The sequence below is a fragment of the Parapedobacter composti genome (assembly GCF_900112315.1).
GTDB classification, from domain to species: Bacteria; Bacteroidota; Bacteroidia; order Sphingobacteriales; family Sphingobacteriaceae; genus Parapedobacter; species Parapedobacter composti.
On record NZ_FOLL01000003.1, the window covers coordinates 16,818 to 35,466 of the forward strand.

At 51.4% G+C, this 18,649-nt stretch carries 17 protein-coding genes; 6 read left to right on the forward strand and 11 right to left on the reverse strand.

Annotated elements, in window-relative coordinates:
• Positions 1–5: 5 nt before the first annotated feature.
• The 4 genes from ftsY to rpmB form a co-directional block, all read right to left on the reverse strand.
• Complete coding sequence (gene ftsY / locus BM030_RS04830) at positions 6–971, reverse strand: signal recognition particle-docking protein FtsY (protein ID WP_090971758.1); 966 nt, start codon at positions 969–971, stop codon at positions 6–8.
• 87 nt (positions 972–1,058) lie between these two features.
• Positions 1,059–1,244: a DUF4295 domain-containing protein gene (locus BM030_RS04835; RefSeq protein ID WP_090971760.1), complete on the reverse strand. Its 186-nt coding sequence runs from the start codon at positions 1,242–1,244 to the stop codon at positions 1,059–1,061.
• Between the two features lie 40 nt (positions 1,245–1,284).
• Positions 1,285–1,467, reverse strand: a complete 183-nt coding sequence (gene rpmG, locus BM030_RS04840) for a 50S ribosomal protein L33 (RefSeq protein ID WP_090971762.1) — start codon at positions 1,465–1,467, stop codon at positions 1,285–1,287.
• A 49-nt stretch (positions 1,468–1,516) separates the two neighbouring features.
• Entirely contained in the window at positions 1,517–1,750 is a 234-nt protein-coding gene (gene rpmB, locus BM030_RS04845; RefSeq protein ID WP_090971764.1) for a 50S ribosomal protein L28, read from the reverse strand.
• A 201-nt stretch (positions 1,751–1,951) separates the two neighbouring features.
• On the opposite strand from rpmB, the gene rbfA reads away from it, so the two are divergent.
• Together rbfA and aat are read left to right on the forward strand one after the other, a co-directional pair.
• Positions 1,952–2,323 carry a 30S ribosome-binding factor RbfA gene (gene rbfA / locus BM030_RS04850; protein WP_090971766.1) on the forward strand — a complete coding sequence of 124 codons (372 nt, stop codon included), beginning with the start codon at positions 1,952–1,954 and terminating at the stop codon, positions 2,321–2,323.
• Positions 2,324–2,327: 4 nt separating this feature from the next.
• Positions 2,328–2,969, forward strand: coding sequence for a leucyl/phenylalanyl-tRNA--protein transferase (aat, locus tag BM030_RS04855; protein ID WP_090971768.1), 642 nt, complete (start codon positions 2,328–2,330; stop codon positions 2,967–2,969).
• A gap of 6 nt (positions 2,970–2,975) precedes the next feature.
• Here the strand turns inward: aat and BM030_RS04860 are convergent, their stop codons facing one another.
• A complete protein-coding gene (locus BM030_RS04860) occupies positions 2,976–3,728 on the reverse strand; it encodes a segregation and condensation protein A (RefSeq protein WP_090972197.1) in 753 nt (250 codons plus the stop codon).
• 125 nt (positions 3,729–3,853) lie between these two features.
• On the opposite strand from BM030_RS04860, the gene dxs reads away from it, so the two are divergent.
• The 3 genes from dxs (at position 3,854) to uvrA (ending at position 10,497) form a co-directional block, all read left to right on the forward strand.
• Positions 3,854–5,782, forward strand: coding sequence for a 1-deoxy-D-xylulose-5-phosphate synthase (gene dxs / locus BM030_RS04865; RefSeq protein ID WP_090972199.1), 1,929 nt, complete (start codon positions 3,854–3,856; stop codon positions 5,780–5,782).
• A gap of 168 nt (positions 5,783–5,950) precedes the next feature.
• Positions 5,951–7,600, forward strand: a complete 1,650-nt coding sequence (gene pafA, locus BM030_RS04870; RefSeq protein ID WP_090971770.1) for an alkaline phosphatase PafA — start codon at positions 5,951–5,953, stop codon at positions 7,598–7,600.
• Positions 7,601–7,692: 92 nt separating this feature from the next.
• Positions 7,693–10,497 (forward strand): excinuclease ABC subunit UvrA, encoded by a 2,805-nt coding sequence (gene uvrA, locus BM030_RS04875; RefSeq protein WP_090972201.1) that lies wholly within the window; start codon positions 7,693–7,695, stop codon positions 10,495–10,497.
• Positions 10,498–10,580: 83 nt separating this feature from the next.
• Here uvrA and BM030_RS04880 read toward each other — a convergent pair whose 3' ends face one another.
• Together BM030_RS04880 and BM030_RS04885 are read right to left on the reverse strand one after the other, a co-directional pair.
• Positions 10,581–11,828, reverse strand: a complete 1,248-nt coding sequence (locus tag BM030_RS04880) for an ABC transporter permease (protein ID WP_090971772.1) — start codon at positions 11,826–11,828, stop codon at positions 10,581–10,583.
• Between the two features lie 57 nt (positions 11,829–11,885).
• Positions 11,886–12,671 (reverse strand): carboxylesterase family protein, encoded by a 786-nt coding sequence (locus BM030_RS04885; RefSeq protein ID WP_090972203.1) that lies wholly within the window; start codon positions 12,669–12,671, stop codon positions 11,886–11,888.
• 357 nt (positions 12,672–13,028) lie between these two features.
• On the opposite strand from BM030_RS04885, the gene BM030_RS04895 reads away from it, so the two are divergent.
• Positions 13,029–14,195 carry an FG-GAP repeat domain-containing protein gene (locus BM030_RS04895; protein ID WP_090971776.1) on the forward strand — a complete coding sequence of 389 codons (1,167 nt, stop codon included), beginning with the start codon at positions 13,029–13,031 and terminating at the stop codon, positions 14,193–14,195.
• Positions 14,196–14,206: 11 nt separating this feature from the next.
• On the opposite strand, the gene BM030_RS04900 is transcribed toward BM030_RS04895, so the two are convergent.
• The 4 genes from BM030_RS04900 to BM030_RS04915 form a co-directional block, all read right to left on the reverse strand.
• Positions 14,207–15,475 carry a metallophosphoesterase gene (locus BM030_RS04900; RefSeq protein ID WP_090971778.1) on the reverse strand — a complete coding sequence of 423 codons (1,269 nt, stop codon included), beginning with the start codon at positions 15,473–15,475 and terminating at the stop codon, positions 14,207–14,209.
• A gap of 1 nt (position 15,476) precedes the next feature.
• Positions 15,477–16,538, reverse strand: coding sequence for a ferrochelatase (gene hemH / locus BM030_RS04905; RefSeq protein ID WP_090971780.1), 1,062 nt, complete (start codon positions 16,536–16,538; stop codon positions 15,477–15,479).
• A 73-nt stretch (positions 16,539–16,611) separates the two neighbouring features.
• Positions 16,612–17,460: a 4-hydroxy-3-methylbut-2-enyl diphosphate reductase gene (locus tag BM030_RS04910; RefSeq protein WP_090971782.1), complete on the reverse strand. Its 849-nt coding sequence runs from the start codon at positions 17,458–17,460 to the stop codon at positions 16,612–16,614.
• Positions 17,461–17,485: 25 nt separating this feature from the next.
• Positions 17,486–18,640 carry a serine hydrolase domain-containing protein gene (locus tag BM030_RS04915; protein ID WP_244518684.1) on the reverse strand — a complete coding sequence of 385 codons (1,155 nt, stop codon included), beginning with the start codon at positions 18,638–18,640 and terminating at the stop codon, positions 17,486–17,488.
• Between the last annotated feature and the right edge of the window lie 9 nt (positions 18,641–18,649).

Sequence of the window (18,649 nt, forward strand, 5' to 3'; positions counted from 1 at the left end):
TGGCGTCATCGCTTGAACAGCGAATCCACAAATTCCTTTTTATTGAACAGTTGGAGATCTCCCACCTTTTCACCGACACCGATATACTTCACGGGAATCTTGAACTGGTCGGAAATGCCGATGACCACCCCTCCCTTTGCGGTGCCATCGAGCTTGGTAAGGGCCAGTGCGTTTACATCGGTGGCCTGGGTAAATTGCTTGCATTGCTCGATGGCATTCTGACCGGTCGAGGCGTCCAGAACCAGCAAAATTTCATGCGGAGCTCCTGGCACCACCTTCTGCATCACCTGCTTGATTTTGGCCAATTCGTTCATCAGCGCCACCTTATTGTGCAGTCTCCCCGCGGTATCAATGATGGCGACATCATCGCCATTAGCCACGGCAGACTTAACGGTGTCAAACGCTACTGAAGCCGGATCCGAGCCCATGGCCTGGGCCACCACGCGCACCCCCACTCGTTCACCCCAAAGCCTAATCTGGTCAACCGCCGCAGCCCTGAACGTGTCGGCGGCACCCAGCACCACGCTGTTGCCTGCCTCCTTAAGTTGATGGGCAAGTTTGCCGATGGTGGTGGTTTTGCCCACCCCGTTAACACCCACCACCATGATGACGTAAGGTTTATGGTCGCCATACTCAAAATGCTCGAAATCGGCACTGTTATTTTCGGCAAGTAAACTCTGAATTTCTTCCCGAAGAATGCTGTCAAGCTCCGAAGCATTCACATACTTATCACGCGCTACACGGGCCTGAATACGCTCGATGATCTTAAGCGTGGTGTTTACCCCCACATCCGACGTTACCAGCACCTCCTCCAAATCGTCCAGCACCTCGTCGTCCACCGTGGATTTACCCACGACGGCCTTGGTAATCTTAGCGAAAAACCCTTCCTTGGTCTTTTCCAGCCCCTTGTCAAGCGCTTCCTGCGCTTCAGGGGTTCCTTGCTTTTTCTTGAAAAAATCGAATAATCCCATTGCGGCTACAGCTAAACTAAAACATAACAAAAAAGCCCTTCCGGTACATCCCCGAAACGGCTTTTTGCAATACCATAAACACAAAGACTATTGTGCGGCGGCCTCTATAACGGCTTCTTTTGCCGCTTCAACGGCGTCTTTAATGTGGTCGTTGTGCGCAATCAGCTCCTTGAAGGTATACGCACCTGTCTTCGGAGACCGAACGGCAGTGATAACCTTCGTGTAATCTTTACCTTTACCCGTTTTGAGTGATGCTACTGCTTTCTTTGCCATGTCTTCTATTGTTTGTGCAACCTGCTCAGCAGTTTGCGGTTTACTTAATCTCCTTATGAACGGTTACCCGCCTCAAGATGGGGTTAAATTTCTTAAGCTCCAACCGCTCGGTGGTATTCTTTTTATTTTTGGTGGTGATGTAACGCGACATCCCCGGAAGCCCGCTCTCTTTATGCTCGGTGCATTCCAAAATCACCTGTACCCTATTTCCTTTTTTAGCCATTGTTTTACGATATTATCATCCACCGTACCCGGCGGAAATATTTCCCAAATTAAACGTATCCCTTTTTGATAAATTTATTGATAACGGCAGTGATTCCGTTCTTGTTGATGGTTTTTATCGCTGAGGTGGATACTTTCAGGGTAATCCAACGGTTTTCTTCCGGAATGAAGAACCGCTTGGTTTGCAAATTAGGGTAAAATTTACGCTTCGTCTTCATGTTCGAATTGGAAACGTTATACCCGTTCATCGCGCCCTTACCTGTTAAATCACAAACTCTTGCCATGATTGTATGTTGTTTTTATCTTACTTAAATGCCTTTTCGCAAAGAGTTTGCAAATATCAGCATTTGTTTTTTATTATACAATTTTTTTTTGAAATGTCTGTCAAACCAGCCCACGGGACATTGAAGCCAATAATCAGAAAATTCCTTATCTTTGCCTTACAAGCAATAACTTCTTTCCTTAACAAATAAAGCACGCACACCATGGCTACAGAAAGCAAGAGGCAACAACGGTTCGCAGGGGTCATCCAACAGGATTTGGGTGAGCTGTTTCAGCGGGAAGGCAACGCATGGGCTCCGGGCGCATTTATCACCGTAACCCGTGTGCGGGTTACCCCTGATCTGGCCATTGCCCGTGTTTACCTGAGCTTCCTTAACACCAAACAGGCCAAAGAGGATATGGCCAGCATTAAATCGCACACCAATGAAATTCGCTATAAACTGGGAGCCCGCATCAAAAACCAGGCGCGCATTGTACCCCAGTTGGAGTTTTTCCTCGATGATACCAATGAATATGTAGAACACATGGATAAACTCTTTGACGAAATCAGCAAAGAACCCCGCCAACCGGAATAACCGGATGATTTTCCAGTTGGATACCCATCGCGTCCATTTTCCGGATCCGGCGCTGGCTGAACCCGACGGTTTGCTTGCCATAGGCGGTGATCTCCACCCTGAACGGCTCATGGAGGCCTACCGGCAGGGAATTTTCCCGTGGTATAGTGACGATCTTCCCATCCTTTGGTATTCGCCGCATGAACGGTTCGTGCTATTTCCAGAAGAGTTGAAAATCAGCAAAAGCATGCGTCGGGTCCTGCGGTCAGGGCAATTTCATATCACCTGCAATCATGCTTTTGCCCAGGTCATCGCCGAATGCGCTTCACAGCCGCGCCGCGGACAAGACGGCACGTGGATTACCGCTGATATGCAGCAAGCGTACTTGGCTTTGCATCGCCTTGGGAAAGCCCACTCCATCGAAACTTGGCATAACGGAAACCTCGTGGGCGGATTGTATGGCGTGGCCGTAGGGCAGCTGTTTTGTGGAGAAAGCATGTTCAGTAAGGAGGCGAACGCGTCGAAAGCGGCGCTGATATCACTTTGCCAATCGGGGGCCTACCGCTTGATAGACTGCCAGGTATATACCAACCATCTGGCCTCCATGGGCGCCCGCATGGTGTCGCGCGCCACTTACATGGACTACCTTCGCCGCTTAGGCAGGTAGTTCCCCTTATGCTGGCTGTTGACGTTCAGTTACCCAAAAGTTATTGAACCCCAAACCGCTCTGCAATTCCAATAGCTGTTGCTGAAGCATCTCCAAGATGGCCAGAAAATTATAAACGAACTGCACCTTATTTTCGGAGTTTTTCACGATGGTGCCGAAATCCAGCTTTTTGTTTATCGCAACCAGCGATGCAATGGCTTTTTTCTGCTGTTCAATCGTATAGGGATACTTCACCACCGTATGCCGCACTTCGTTATTACGGTTGGCATAGTGGTGCATTAACCGCTCATACACCACCATAAGCCGATAAAGGTCAACGGTGGCCAGTTCCTCTCCTTGCCCGCCATGCTCGCCCGCTCGCTGCAAGTCGTCAGCGATATTGCCCCGCCGCGCCTGCATTAACCGTTGCTCTTCAAGGATACGCAATTCTTCAGATACGTCTTTAAACTGCTTATATAGCACCAGCTTTTGCACGAGATCCTGCTTAGGGTCTATTTCATTGCCTTCCTCGTCCAGTTCCGGCCGGGGCAGCAGCATTTTCGCCTTAATGCGCATCAAGGTGGCGGCAACGAAAATAAACTCGCTGGCCAACTCCATGTTCAGCGCCTGCATCTGCTGGATATAATCTAAAAAATCGTTGGTAATTTGCGCAATGGGAATATCATGGATGTTCAACTCATCACGCTCGATGAAAAAGAGCAACAGGTCAAACGGCCCTTCAAACTGGGGTAGCCTTATTTCATATCCTTCAGACTGCATATCCATCTGCAAAATTAATCTTTTGAAGGCGAATATCTTGCAGTAAGCGTTAAAACATTTCGGACGATCCCTTGTTTTTGCTGAAATATTACTTACTTTGTACCAATTTGGAAAACCGGGACATTATGGAGATTGAAGCCGGAGAACTACTCAAGCACATACAGACGCCTGCTGATCTAAAAAGGCTTGGCCAAGCCGAATTGGTCAAGTTATGCGATGAATTGCGCCAGTACATCATTGATACCGTTTCGGTGCACGGCGGGCATTTCGCAGCCAGTCTTGGGGTAGTGGAACTCACAGTGGCTCTGCATTATGTGCTTAATACACCCTACGACCAACTGGTATGGGACGTGGGCCATCAGGCCTATGGACATAAAATCCTCACCGGCCGGCGGGAGGTCTTCCATACCAACCGTGTGTTGGGCGGAATCAGCGGATTCCCCAAACGTAGCGAAAGCGAATACGACACCTTTGGCGTAGGCCATTCCTCCACTTCCATCTCCGCCGCGCTCGGCATGGCCGTGGCTTCCCATTACAAGGGCGAAACGGATCGCCAACACGTGGCCGTTATCGGCGACGGCGCCATGACAGCAGGCATGGCTTTCGAAGCCCTTAATCATGCAGGCATCGAAAAGTCCAACCTCCTGGTCATCCTCAACGACAACTGCATGTCCATAGACCCAAACGTGGGGGCGCTCAAGGAATACCTCACCAGCATCACTACGTCACGATCGTGGAACCGGTTTCGGGACGACATTGCCCATGTGCTCGCCAAAATATCCGAAATAGGGCCCGATGCCTTAGGCATCGCCAAAAAAATCGAAAAGAGCATCAAGGGCACGCTGCTCAAAAACAGTAACCTGTTTGAATCGCTCAACTTCCGGTATTTCGGACCCGTGGATGGACATGACGTGAAACGGCTGGTAAATACGCTGGACGACTTGCGCGGCATTCCTGGCCCGAAACTACTGCATTGCATTACGGTGAAGGGCAAGGGTTATGCACTCGCCGAAAAGGACCAGACCACGTGGCACGCTCCCGGACTGTTCGACAAAATCACCGGAGAGATAAAAAAATCCAAAACAGACAAGCCCGTAGCCCCAAAATATCAGGATGTCTTCGGCCACACGCTGGTGGAGTTGGCCGAAATGAACAATAAGATCATGGGCATCACTCCGGCCATGCCTTCCGGCTCTTCCATGAACATCATGATGAAAGCCATGCCCAACAGGGCATTTGACGTCGGCATTGCCGAGCAACATGCCGTAACGTTTTCCGCCGGACTGGCCACGCAGGGCATGGTACCATTCTGTAATATCTATTCCAGCTTCATGCAGCGAGCCTATGACCAGGTGATACACGATGTGGCCATACAGAACCTCCAGGTTGTGTTTTGCCTGGACCGTGCGGGAATCGCCGGAGCAGACGGCCCAACACATCACGGCGCGTATGATCTGGCTTACATGCGCTGCATCCCCAACCTCACGGTGTCAGCGCCCATGAACGAAGAAGAGTTGCGCAACTTGATGTATACAGCCCAGCAGGAAGGCGTGGGGCCCTTTGTTATCCGCTATCCGCGAGGACAGGGGGTAATGCCTGATTGGAAACGGCCGCTTAAGCCCATCCCTGTGGGTAAGGGCCGTAAAATATGTGACGGCGAGGAACTGGCCATCCTTAGCATTGGCCACATCGGCAACGAGGCCATCAAAGCCTGCATCACCCTTAACGAAGAAGGCATATTCCCTGCCCATTACGATTTACGGTTTGTGAAGCCGCTGGACGAACCACTCCTGCACGAGGTGTTCGGTAAATTCAAGAAAATTATTACCGTCGAAGATGGCTGTATCCAAGGCGGTATGGGAAGTGCAGTGCTCGAATTTATGGCCGATAAGGGCTATCAGGCTTCCGTTGTGCGCCTCGGTATACCGGACGAAATAGTCGAACATGGCGAACAGCAGGAATTGTGGGCTCTCTGCGGATACGATAGCGCGACCATTGTACACACGGCCCGGAAAATGGCCGTTAGCCGCAAAACGGATAGCCTGGCAGGCTAACCGTTTATTAAGCGCAAGCGCTGGGCAGCAACGTCGCTGCCACCATCCATCGCGCTCACCAATCATGCAACGTGCTTGTTACGACAATGTTTCGCTTTCGCAAACGGATTTGTTAACTTAGCCGCGCTGAATGAGACATGCTTCAGCATCCATTCTCATAGATTAAGCATGAAATTGAAGAAGTTATTTTTAGCGGTTTTAGCGATAGGCCTGTTCTCTGCTCCTGCATTTAGCCAACAATCCATCCCGAGGCCCAAGCTGGTGGTGGGCATCATGGTAGATCAAATGCGGTGGGATTATCTATATCGCTTCTATGACCGTTATGGCGAGGGAGGGTTCAAACGGTTGCTAAACGAAGGGTTTTCCTGTGAAAATACTTATATCGATTACGTGCCCACCTACACCGCCATCGGGCACAGCACGGTATACACCGGCAGTGTGCCAGCGATACATGGCATCGCCGGCAACGACTTCATCATACAGCAAACCGGCCAGCGGATGTATTGCACGCAAGACGATCATGTACAGGGTGTTGGTACCGACGGAAACGAGGGTAAGCAATCACCTCGTAACCTGTTAACGTCCACCATCACCGACCAGCTCAAATTGGCCACCAATTTCCGCTCCAAGGTAATCGGCATCGCCATCAAAGACCGTGGCGGAATCCTGCCGGCGGGGCATTTTGCCGATGCAGCATACTGGTTTGAAGGAAAGTCAGGCAACTGGATCTCCAGCACGTTTTACATGAACGAACTGCCAGAGTGGGTAAAACAGTTCAATGCGCAGAAGCTGGCGGAAAAATACCTCCAGCAAGACTGGACCACACTGTATCCCATTGAGACCTATACCCAAAGTATTGAAGACGACAATCATTACGAGGCGACCTATCGGGGTGAGGAAGCACCCGTGTTTCCCAAAAAGCTCAGCGCACTGGTAAAAGATAACGGCCTCGGCCTTATACGCACCACACCGTTCGGCAATACGCTTACCTTGGATCTGGCCAGAGCCGCCATCGCCAACGAACAGTTGGGCCGCAACCCGGGCGGATTTACCGACTTCCTATGCATGAGCCTCTCTTCAACGGACTACATCGGTCACCAATTTTCGGTAAACGCCATCGAAATCGAAGACACTTACCTCCGGCTGGATGCAGAACTGGAAGAGTTCCTGAACTACCTGGATGAAACCGTGGGTAAAGGCCAATACACACTGTTTCTTACCGCTGACCACGGCGCGTCCCATAATCCGCTGTTCTTCATGGACAAACGGGGCAACGCAGGTTATTTTGACGAACGTAACGCGCTCACGGGCCTTAACGCACTGCTTGCCGATCGGTTTGGCCAGGAGAAAATCGTGCGTAGCTTGATGAATTACCAGGTGCACCTTGATTATGAAGTGGTTGAAGCCAACGGTTTAGACGAGGAAGACATCAAAGAAACTGCTATCAGATTCCTGCGTACCCAGGAAGGTGTGGCTTTCGTAACTGACATGGAAAAAGCCGGATCGTCCAGCATTCCTGCCCGCATACGCGAACGGATTGCCAATGGGTATAACCCAAAACGTAGCGGATGCATACAGATTATCTTGGAACCACAGTGGTATAGTGGATCGCCCCGGTCACGCGGTACCACACATGGCACCTGGGCCTCTTACGATGCACATATCCCCCTGGTATGGATGGGATGGGGTATAAAACATGGGGCAACAAACCGCGAAACGCACATGACCGATATCGCTTCCACCGTGGCGGCGCTGCTGCGCATCGAAGAACCGAACGGCAACATCGGTCAGCCGGTAGTGGAAGTATTGGGCCAATGACGCCAGCAGACCGGCCTGCCATTGGATACTAAAAAAATTATCCTTATTTTTGCATGCTTCCGCGTGGTAGGCCGCGGACTGGTAATTCCCGTATGAATACAGCTATCGCAACGCTCGATCCAAAAACCCATATCATCATCAAAGGCGCGCACGTACACAACCTGAAACGTGTGGACGTCGCCATCCCCAAAAATAAGCTCGTCGTCATTACCGGTCTTTCGGGCTCAGGGAAATCCTCGCTCGCTTTTGATACACTTTATGCCGAGGGCCAGCGCCGTTACGTGGAAAGCCTGTCTTCCTATGCCCGACAGTTTATGGGCAGGATGAGCAAGCCAGAGGTAGACTATATTAAAGGAATAGCGCCGGCCATCGCCATCGAACAACGGGTTATTACCAGTAACCCGCGCTCAACGGTAGGCACTTCCACTGAAATTTACGATTACCTGAAATTGCTCTATGCCCGCATCGGCAAAACGTACTCACCCGTGTCGGGGGCTCAAGTAAAGAAGGATACTGTCACTTCGGTAACGGCTTTCATAACCGCACTGGAGGAGGGTACCGTGACTACCATCAGTGCACCGCTGCATCCCAGCAACAACCGTAAACTGAAAGAAGAATTGGCTATCCTCCTCCAAAAGGGCTTCGTGCGTGTCGTATACAACGGCTCCATACAGAAAATTGAATCCCTGCTGGGCGATGACGCTGTCAATAACCGCACGGCCAGAACGGGCGACCTACGGATTGTGATCGACCGCATCACGGTAGATGGCCAAGAGGATACGGCCAACCGCATAGCCGATTCCGTGCAAACGGCCTTTTTCGAAGGCAAAGGCGACTGCTACGTGGAAGAAAACGGGTCCACGCGCGTATTCTCCGACCGCTTTGAACTGGACGGCATCTCCTTTGAAGAACCCTCGCCAAACTTCTTCAGCTTTAATAACCCTTACGGCGCCTGCAAACGCTGTGAAGGATACGGCCGCATCATCGGCATCGACCCTGATCTGGTCATCCCTGATAAGAGCCGATCGGTATACGACGGGGCAATCGCCCCCTGGCGCGGCGAAAAAATGGGAGAATGGCTGCAACGCCTTGTGCGCAACTCCATCAAGTTTGATTTTCCCATCCACCGTGCCTATGCCGACCTTACACCGGAACAAAAAGAACTGCTCTGGACGGGCAACCGCTATTTCGACGGACTGAACAAGTTTTTCGAAGAGCTTGAAGAACAAACTTATAAAATCCAATATCGGGTAATGTTGTCGCGCTACCGCGGCAAGACAGACTGCCCTGAGTGCAAAGGTACGCGCCTGCGTAAAGATGCAACTTATGTAAAAATAAACGGCAAGTCCATCGCAGATGTGGTGCTGATGCCCCTCGATGCCGCGTTGACGTTTTTCGAACACCTTGAACTCTCGGAAACTGAGGCCAAAATCGCACAACGCCTGCTTACCGAGATCCGCAACCGCCTGCAATTCCTTACCGATGTAGGGTTAAGTTACCTTACGCTGAACCGCTTATCAAACACACTCTCTGGCGGCGAGTCGCAGCGCATCAACCTGGCCACCTCGCTGGGCAGTTCGCTCGTGGGTTCTATTTATGTGCTCGATGAGCCCAGCATCGGCCTGCACCCCCGTGATACCCAGCGCCTCATCGGCGTGCTTAAATCGCTGCGCGACGTGGGCAACACCGTATTGGTCGTGGAACATGAACAGGAGATGATGCAAGCGGCAGATTATCTCATCGACATCGGGCCGGAAGCGGGCGTTAACGGTGGCCGGTTAGTATTCAGTGGCACCTACAACGAAATCCTGCGAGACGACCATAGCCTTACCGGAAGATATCTCAGTGGCAAAGATCAAATCCCTGTACCTTCGGCCCGCCGCAAATGGCATGATACCATCCGGATCAAAGGTGCCCGCGAAAACAACCTGAAGGGTATTGACGTGGCCTTCCCGCTTAATGTCTTTACCGTTGTAACTGGCGTGTCTGGCTCAGGTAAAACGTCCCTCGTGAAGCGTATCTTATATCCTGCCCTGCAAAAAGCACTGGGCAACTACTCCGGCGAACGTACAGGCCTATACGATGGTATCGAGGGTGATATTGAACGTGTTGAACAGGTTGAACTGGTAGACCAGAATCCTATTGGCCGGTCTTCGCGTTCCAATCCCGTGACTTATGTGAAAGCCTGGGACGAAATACGCGCCTTGTATAGCTCCCAGTCGGCGGCCAAAGCAGCGGGCCTCAAACCAGCCGCTTTTTCGTTCAACGTAGAAGGCGGCCGCTGCGATGTGTGCCAGGGGGAAGGCGATGTTAAAATCGAAATGCAGTTCATGGCAGATATCGTGCTTCCCTGCGAAGCATGCGGCGGCAAGCGCTTCAAACCGCATGTGCTTGATATCACTTGGAATGAAAAAAATGTAGCTGACGTGCTTGACCTCAGCGTTGAGGAGGCCTTGGCGTTTTTTGCCGAACAACCTAAGATACTGGCTAAGCTCCAGCCCTTGGCCGATGTGGGCCTCGGATATGTGAAGTTAGGGCAGTCATCCAGCACGCTGTCCGGCGGCGAAGCCCAGCGTATCAAACTCGCCTCCTTCCTCATCAAAGGCAATAACAGCAAAAATACACTGTTCATCTTTGACGAACCGACCACAGGGCTGCACTTCCATGATATCAAAAAGCTGCTCAAGTCATTCGATGCGCTTATCGCACAGGGCAATACCATTCTTGTCATCGAACATAATATGGATATGATCAAAAGTGCCGACTGGATTATTGACATCGGCCCGGAAGGTGGCGAAAAGGGTGGCGCGCTGGTTTTTGAAGGCACTCCTGAAGACATGGCCCGTACATCAAACACCCATACGGCGCAGTTTCTGAAGCGGCACCTCGCACCGTAAAGTGCGACAACGGCAGGCTTGGACATGCCCGCCAAAACTGCCCCCGGAGAAAGAGAAATACCGGTAACCGCGGCAGCCGATGCCTATTCGTAGCGTAGCGCCTCCACTGGATCAAGCCGGGAAGCTTTGGATGCAGGATAATAGCCAGACACCATACCTACCCCCACGCATACGGCCACGCCTAAGGCCATCCAATGCCAAGGAATTATGAAACTCGCACCCAGCAACACTGCAACAATATTGCCGATGAGTATACCTAAAAATATACCGGCAAAGCCTCCTATCAGGCAAATGACAACCGCTTCGGTAAGAAATTGCTGCCGGATTACCTTGGGTGTCGCCCCGATGGCTTTCCGGATACCTATTTCGCGAGTGCGCTCCGTCACCGATACCAGCATAATGTTCATCAAGCCGATGGACGCCCCTATAAGTGTAATCAGAGCGATAACCACCGCCCCAACCCGCACGTACATCAGACTGTCGAACAGGATCTGAGCAACGGCATCACTCTTGGTAATCTCAAAGTTCGACTCCTGCCCCACCCGCAATCCGCGCACATTACGGAACAGCGCCGTGGCCTCACCAATAGCAGCCTCTACCTGCTGTGGGCCGCTAGCCATCACAGTAATGGTATAGGAAGGTCGGCCCAGAGCCATCACTGCCCGAGCCCGCAACAACGGAATAATGCAAGCCTTATCACCGCCGAATCCGGCACTGGAACCCTTGTCTTCCAATACGCCGATAATAGCATAGCGCGCATTTCCAATGGTAATGAACTGGTTTATCGGATCCTCGTTGCTTTTGAACAACCGTCTTACTACCTCAGAGCCCACAATTACCACGTTGCTGCCGTACTCAATCTCCCGTTGCGAAAAGTTCCGGCCAAGCGACAGCTTGTACCCCGCTGTTTCCAGGTAATTCTCGTCAGCCCCCAGCACATTGATATTGGGATTAGTCTGTTCACTCTTATATTTTGCCGTGGCGCCAAACGAAGCGTAAGTGCTTACCGATACCAACGCTGGATGATCAAACGCGTCTTTGAACGCTTTCGCCTGATAATAAGTTATCGCCGGATATTGTTTCGGCCGTGTTCCGCTCCCGCCAATCTGTACGTTCACGCCCCGGTTCCGAATATTAAAGGAGTTGGAACCCATTGCCGAAAAAGATTCAGCAAGCGAATTTTTGATGGCGTCAATGGAAGTCAAGATGCCCACCAGTGCCGTGATGCCGATAGCGATAATCAATGCAGTCAAAAACGTGCGCAGCTTGTTGCTGCTTATCGATTGCAGCGACAGCTTCACATTTTCCCGGTTGGATATCTTGACCGACATGCAGAACAGTTTTATAAATTATTAGACCCGATGGCCGGCCAACTGTTACACCCGCTTTTATTTCTTTGTGTGGCTAAACAGCCAAGACAGCAATCCGGGTTCTGCAAATGCAGCATCCCAACTATTATGGTTGGCCTCAGGATAAAAGGTGGCTTGGGGTTTCGCACCTAACCTCCTTAATTCAGAAACAATCACATGAGAATGTGTCGACGGAACAACATCGTCACGTTCACCGTGGAATATCCATAACGGCACGTGCGCGTATTTTTTTACATTGGCAGTGTTGTCGCCCCCGCAGATAGCAAATCCGGCTGCAAACAATTTTCGCTTGCGCCGCAAGGCTTCAAAAGTCCCCATGGCACCCATAGACAGCCCGCCAATGTATACCCGTTCCTTGTCCACCGCCTCACTTTTCAACACATGCTTCACCAGTCGCAGGAACAAAGCCATTCCTTCGGTTGGCCTTCCACTTGTGCGGAAATAAAACTCCCGCTTTCCATCAGGCTGCCGCTCAATGTTCACATTGCTCCAGTAAGAATCCAGAGGACATTGCGGAAAAACCACGATGGCCGGAAAGGCGGTGCGTATACTGTCTGACAAGAAAAGCGACGCCCCATGGGTCAGTTGCTTGGCATTGTCGTTTCCGCGTTCCCCTGCACCGTGCAGGAAAAATAACACCGGATACGTCCCTTTAGGATCATAACCTTCGGGATACAATATCCTGTACGGTAAGGTATCTCCCCGATGAACCAATTGTCCGGAATGAAACGCAGATAAATCCTGGGTATGTCCATCTATTGCAAAAAACAGGCAACAAACAACAATAAACGGTGCTTGCTTCATGGTATGAAATGCGGTTAAAGTGTTACGCCAATCCATAAAAATACTACTTAATCCCGTTCAACCAAATAAAATCGCATTCATTGAACTGCGTTCCCAATCTCGCAAAATTAAGAATTATTGGCAAAAGTCGTGTTTTTCCGGACATATCGGCTCTGTAAATAGGCCGTGGCATTGACAACCCGCCACCCTGCATGTCCCGCCGATACAGGTTGAGCTTCCACAAGCGATTAGAAAGTTTCCCGTTCCGGCGCCACAGCGCTCCGGCATACGCTCGTGCCAACCCAGCCCGTGAATAAGGCCGGGCCGACATCCAAACCAAGCAAGGGGTATCGTTGTTGTAAGAAAAACCAAACAGATATGAGCGAGCTTCTTTTAGGGTTTACCCTGCTGTTGTATACACATCAACCATATCCTTCATTTGAACAGCAGCTGATAGATGACCAGATATCCATCGGCTATGGCCTGGCTATCGGCGACGTCGACGGCGATGGCCGTCCCGATATCCTGTTGGCCGACAAAAAGCAGTTCGCATGGTACCGCAACGGCGACTGGAAGAAGTTCATCCTAGCGGAAAACCTCACCGAACATGATAATGTGTGCATTGCTGCCCGTGATATTGACGGCGATGGACAGGTGGAGGTGGCGGTTGGCGCCCAGTGGAATCCCGAAGAAACCACTGATACCACGCGGTCCGGATCCGTCCATTACCTCATTCGTCCGGCCGACCCCACCCAGCGATGGACTCCTGTCAAGCTGCATCACGAGCCCACTGTTCACCGCATGCGCTGGGCAAAAGCTGCAGAAGGGAAATACCATCTCGTTGTGTTACCGCTCCATGGCCGGGGCAACAAGGATGGCGAAGGCAAGGGCGCAAAAGTAATCGCTTACGAAAAGCCCGACGATCCGCACCGCCCGTGGCCATATTGGGTCATCGATGAATCCATGCACCTCACGCACAACCTCGATGTACATGACGACGGACAGAACGAATACATCTATATTGCGGGTAAGGAAGGGGTAAAGGCCTATTCTTTTTCCAAGGGCAAGTGGCAAACACACGGCGGCCGCTGGTTAATAAAAGGCGACGGGTTCAGTGAAGTCCATGTAGGAAGTGCCGGCAATAATACGCCGGTATTGGCAGCCATCGAACCGCTGCACGGGCAGACACTTACTATATATGTTCCACGCACAGGCGTCCCCAAAATCAACCGGGCAGAACGGGTAGTACTGGATGATGCGCTAAATGAAGGCCACGCCTTGGCTGTCGCTGACTTTAACGGGCTTGGCCGGGATCAAGTTGTAGCAGGGTGGCGTAATCCTAATGGCTCCGGCCACGTCGGCATCAAACTATATGTTCCGTTCAATGCGTTATGGGAAGCGTGGACAACGCTCGCGGTGGATATCGGCGATATGGCATGCGAAGATTTGGCGGTGGCCGATCTGGATGGCGACGGGAAACTGGATATTATCGCCGCAGGACGCGCCACCCACAACCTAAAAATTTATTGGAACAGGAGCGAATAGCCATCAAACGGTTAAGCGTTGCCCCGCTTCGGCTTTTCACCCCGTATCAATTCAAACACGGTAATTTCCGGCAGGATGCCCACACGTCCTGGATAACCGAGAAAACCAAAGCCGGTATTGACGTAAAGCTGCTGTTCGCCTTCCCGATACAGTCCAGCCCATTCTTTATAAATATACTGAGCCGGGCTCCATTTGATATTACCTACGCGCACGCCAAACTGCATGCCATGGGTATGCCCCGCGAACATCGCATCCACATCCGGCCGCGACAGCACTTCGGCCCGCCAATGTGAAGGGTCGTGCGACAGCAATAGCTTTACCGGCAGCTCCTCGCTGCCTTGGAGCGCCTGATCCAGCCTCCCATGTTTTGGAAACCGCCCGGTACCCCAGTTCTCTACGCCAATGATACCGATTTCCTCATTGCTAACCCGGAGCCTACGGTTTTCATTGAGCAACAGATCCCAGCCCATTACCTTATGGGTGTCTTTCAAATCCTGTAAGTTCTTTGCTTTCGCCGCAGAGGCCTCTGGGCCGAAGTGATAATCGCCATAATCGTGGTTGCCCAATACGGAGTAAACGCCCAACGGCGCCTGCACCTTGGAAAAAATATCCTGGTAATCACGCATCTCCTTAGCGAGGTGGTTCACCAGGTCGCCCGTAAAGAAGACCACGTCCGGCTTCTCCGACAGCAACAACTCCACGCCCCCCAACACCGCACGCTTGTTGTAAAAACTGCCGGAGTGGATATCCGACAGCTGCCCGATCTTCATGCCGTGAAATTCCTTCGGCAAGTTCGGCAGATAAAGTTTTTGGCGGCGCACTTGGTAATCATATGCACCGGAAATCACGCCCCAACCCATCGGAGCAATGGGAACGGAAGCAACGAGAATACCCGCCTTGGTCAAAAACTCCGACCGTGTAATGCCATTCACGGGGCGCTCCGGCAGCGGTTCCTTCGCCGTTTCCGCTTGTTTAGGCTTCGGAAAAACCAACCTTTTCAACCATATCCCGCCCCGCCGGATGTCATCTGCCAGTAAAATCAACAGGTAAATAAATTTTGCGGTAAATGTCAAGAAAAATGCCACGAGAATAATGGACCGCACCATTAACGGCATACTGATGTAAATGCTCAGCAGCATCGCCCCGGCCAAGGCAAAGCTGTATGTCCACCATAGCCGTGAAAACAAGGTAGTCTTCGGCCACTTCAACGATGAAGCCCGTAATGCTTTGTAAATATAAAAGTCTATTACGAGTAATATAAAGGTATTGAAAATAATCATCTTATAACGTCAATCTTTCACTTGTCGGCCATCCTGTCAGCTCCCCGCGGGCCATCTGTTCCAAGGCTATAATCCATTTGGCGTGGTCATTGAGGCTTTCTACCAGTTGCACCGTTTCTCCTCCAAACTCCTTAAACTCAGTTGCATATTCTGTGCCAATCTCGTAAATAGTCTCCAAGCAGTCTGCTACAAACGCTGGACTAAATACCAGTAGCCGTTTCTTGCCCCGGGCGGCCACATCCTTGAGCACATCGCTAGTATAGGGCTGTATCCACGGCGTTTTACCCAAACGCGATTGGAAACATACCGTATAATCGTCCGCTTTCAGACCCAGACGTCCAGCGATGCTCCGGGTCGTCGCATAGCACTGTGCCACATAGCAGAATTTATTGGTTTCGTCTATCCGCTCGCGGCACCCTGCTTGGTCACAAACATGCTTACCGGTGCCGTCCACATCAAGCAATTGCCTTACCGGAAGGCCATGGTAGCTGAACAGGAAATGATCGTAGGTTTCGGGCCGGTGTTTTTCCGCGTTTTCCGCAAACACCTCCACCATCAGCTCGTTATCATAAAATTCGTTAACTACCGATAGCTCGGGGAAAGTCTGCCAGCCGCGCATAACCTCCATAACCTTTTCTATCACGGATCCTGTTGTGGCTGAGGCATACTGCGGAAACAGGGGAATGATGCGGATGCTGTCTACGTTCTTCTTCTTCAAGTTTGCTAAGGCCGCCGGTATGGATGGGTTCTGGTACCGCATGGCCAATTCCACATGGTAGCTATCGCCTAAGCGTTCCTGAAGCAGTTGCCGCTGCATCCTGCTGTAATAGAGTAAAGGCGATCCGGTCTGGCTGTCCCAGATAGCCTGATACACTTTTGCCGAGTTCGGTGCCCGAAACGGAACAATAATCCCCCTCACCAGCAGCGCCCGCCGCCAAGCCGGGATATCAATGACCCGCCCATCCATCAAAAACTCGATAAGATAACGCTTAACGTCCGGCACAGCGGGACTATCCGGTGTGCCAAGGTTGATTAACAATACGCCCTTCTTCGCTTTACTCATGGACAGCAAAGATACGGATTTATTAGGGGGTATCCGTAAAACGGTGATAATTTGATGCTTAGATGACCCGAAATTAAAACCCTTCCAACGTGGCTTTCACCTGTTCCATCAGCCACATCGGTGTTGACGTCGCTCCGCACACGCCCACCGTCTCGCCCGGACGGAAGTTTTCACGCCGCAGCTCTGAAGGGTCGGACACAAAATAGCTGTTGGGATTGCTGCGAAGACATACATCATACAGCACCCTCCCGTTGGACGATTTCTTTCCTGAAACGAAAACAACTTTGTCAAAGCGTACAGCAAAGGCACCCAAATCTTCATACCGGTTAGACACCTGCCGGCAGATGGTGTCGTTCGCCTTCACGTCATAACCCCGGCTGAGCAGTTCGTCCTTAATCGCATAAAACTTATCCACGCTCTTGGTGGTCTGACTGTACAGCGTGAAGCTATTCGGCAGTTCCACCCCGTCCAGCTCGGCAATATCCTGGAAAACAACGGCCTCGCCATTGGTCTGCCCTTGCAGCCCGATGACTTCCGCGTGGCCATGCTTACCATAAATGAATATTTTCTCCTGCTGGTCGTATGAAGTCTTCACCCGGTTCTGCAATTTGAGCACCACGGGGCAGGACGCGTCAATAAGCGTAATATTATTCTCCAGCGCTATGCGGTAGGTATCCGGGGCTTCGCCATGTGCGCGGATGAGCACTTTCTCGTTTTTCAGCGCAGGCAGCTGGTCGTGGCCAATAATGCGCAGACCCTTGGCTTTCAGTCGAGCCACTTCCTCGTCGTTGTGCACGATGTCTCCCAGGCAATACAGGTAGCCATCCTGTTCGAGGATTTCCTCGGCCATATCGATGGCATAGACCACTCCGAAGCAGAATCCGGAGTCCTTATCGATGGTCACCTGTAAATTATAGCCCATACCTTGCAAAGGTACACATAAAATCCTATAGCAAGAAGTTCCGGTACAAGCAGTTGTATACGGCGTGGAGAAAGTCGTTAATCACATCATCCGTAAACCCTGTATTACAGCCGTTGGTAATCGCTACAATGCCAAACTGCTCATCGGGCTGGAAATACATCGCACTGTACAAACCATAAGCAACGCCTTCGTGCCCGGTAAGTGCCTTGCCCCGAATAAGGTTGTTTAAGGTGCGCAACGCCAATCCATAACCCGACTTCGGGGTCAGTGCCGTTTGCATCGCGCGGCTGCTTTCTTCAGACAGGATGCGGACGCCCTGGGCTTGTCCGTAATGCATATGCATGATCATGTATCGCGCCAGATCGTTCACCGGCATTTTCATTCCGCCCGTTGGCGAAAACAGCGGTGTACTATAACCCGGCGTATAGGCCTTCAAAGCTTCAGCACGCGATTGATACGCCGCCGGAGACGGGGTAAAGCGGTCTGTTTTACTGTCATAGGTATAAAGCGTGGCAAACCGTGTACTGTCCAAAGCGTCTACGTTATAACCGCCATACAACCCCAAAGGTTCAAGAATGTGCCGCTGGATATACCGATCAAACCGCTGGCCGGAATGCTTCTCCAAAATGGCCCCTGCCAGGTTAAAGTTGAGGTTACAGTACTGATAGTCCGTCCCGGGGGCATAATCGTTGTACGCTTTGGCCCATCCGGCGTCCTTTTCCGGGTTGAGCGCATCCAGCGTAAAATAACCGTTTTTGTCGCTGATACTGGATCGGTGCGAAAGGATCATCCGCAATGTAATCACCGAATCCGGATAGGCAGGATTACGCACACGGAAACCGATAAGGTGACTCACATCATCGTCCAGCGAAAGTTTTCCCGCATCTACCAGCTGCATGATGCCCGTGGCCACAAAGGACTTGGATATCGAGGCTATGCGGAAAACGTCGCCTGCTCTGAGCGGCTCACTTCGCTCCCGATCTTTCCACCCAAAGGAATGGCTATAGATGATGTCGCCGCCTTTTACCACGGCAACTGATAAGCCTATGGCTTGATGGCGAGCCATAATGGCAGCAAGTTCGTCCTCCGCCGATGCTGCGCGTTGTGCTAAGCAGGGGTTCACAATAAAAAACAGCGCCAGCCCCATTACCGCCAGCCGATACAAATTACCTGTGTTCATGGTGTAAAT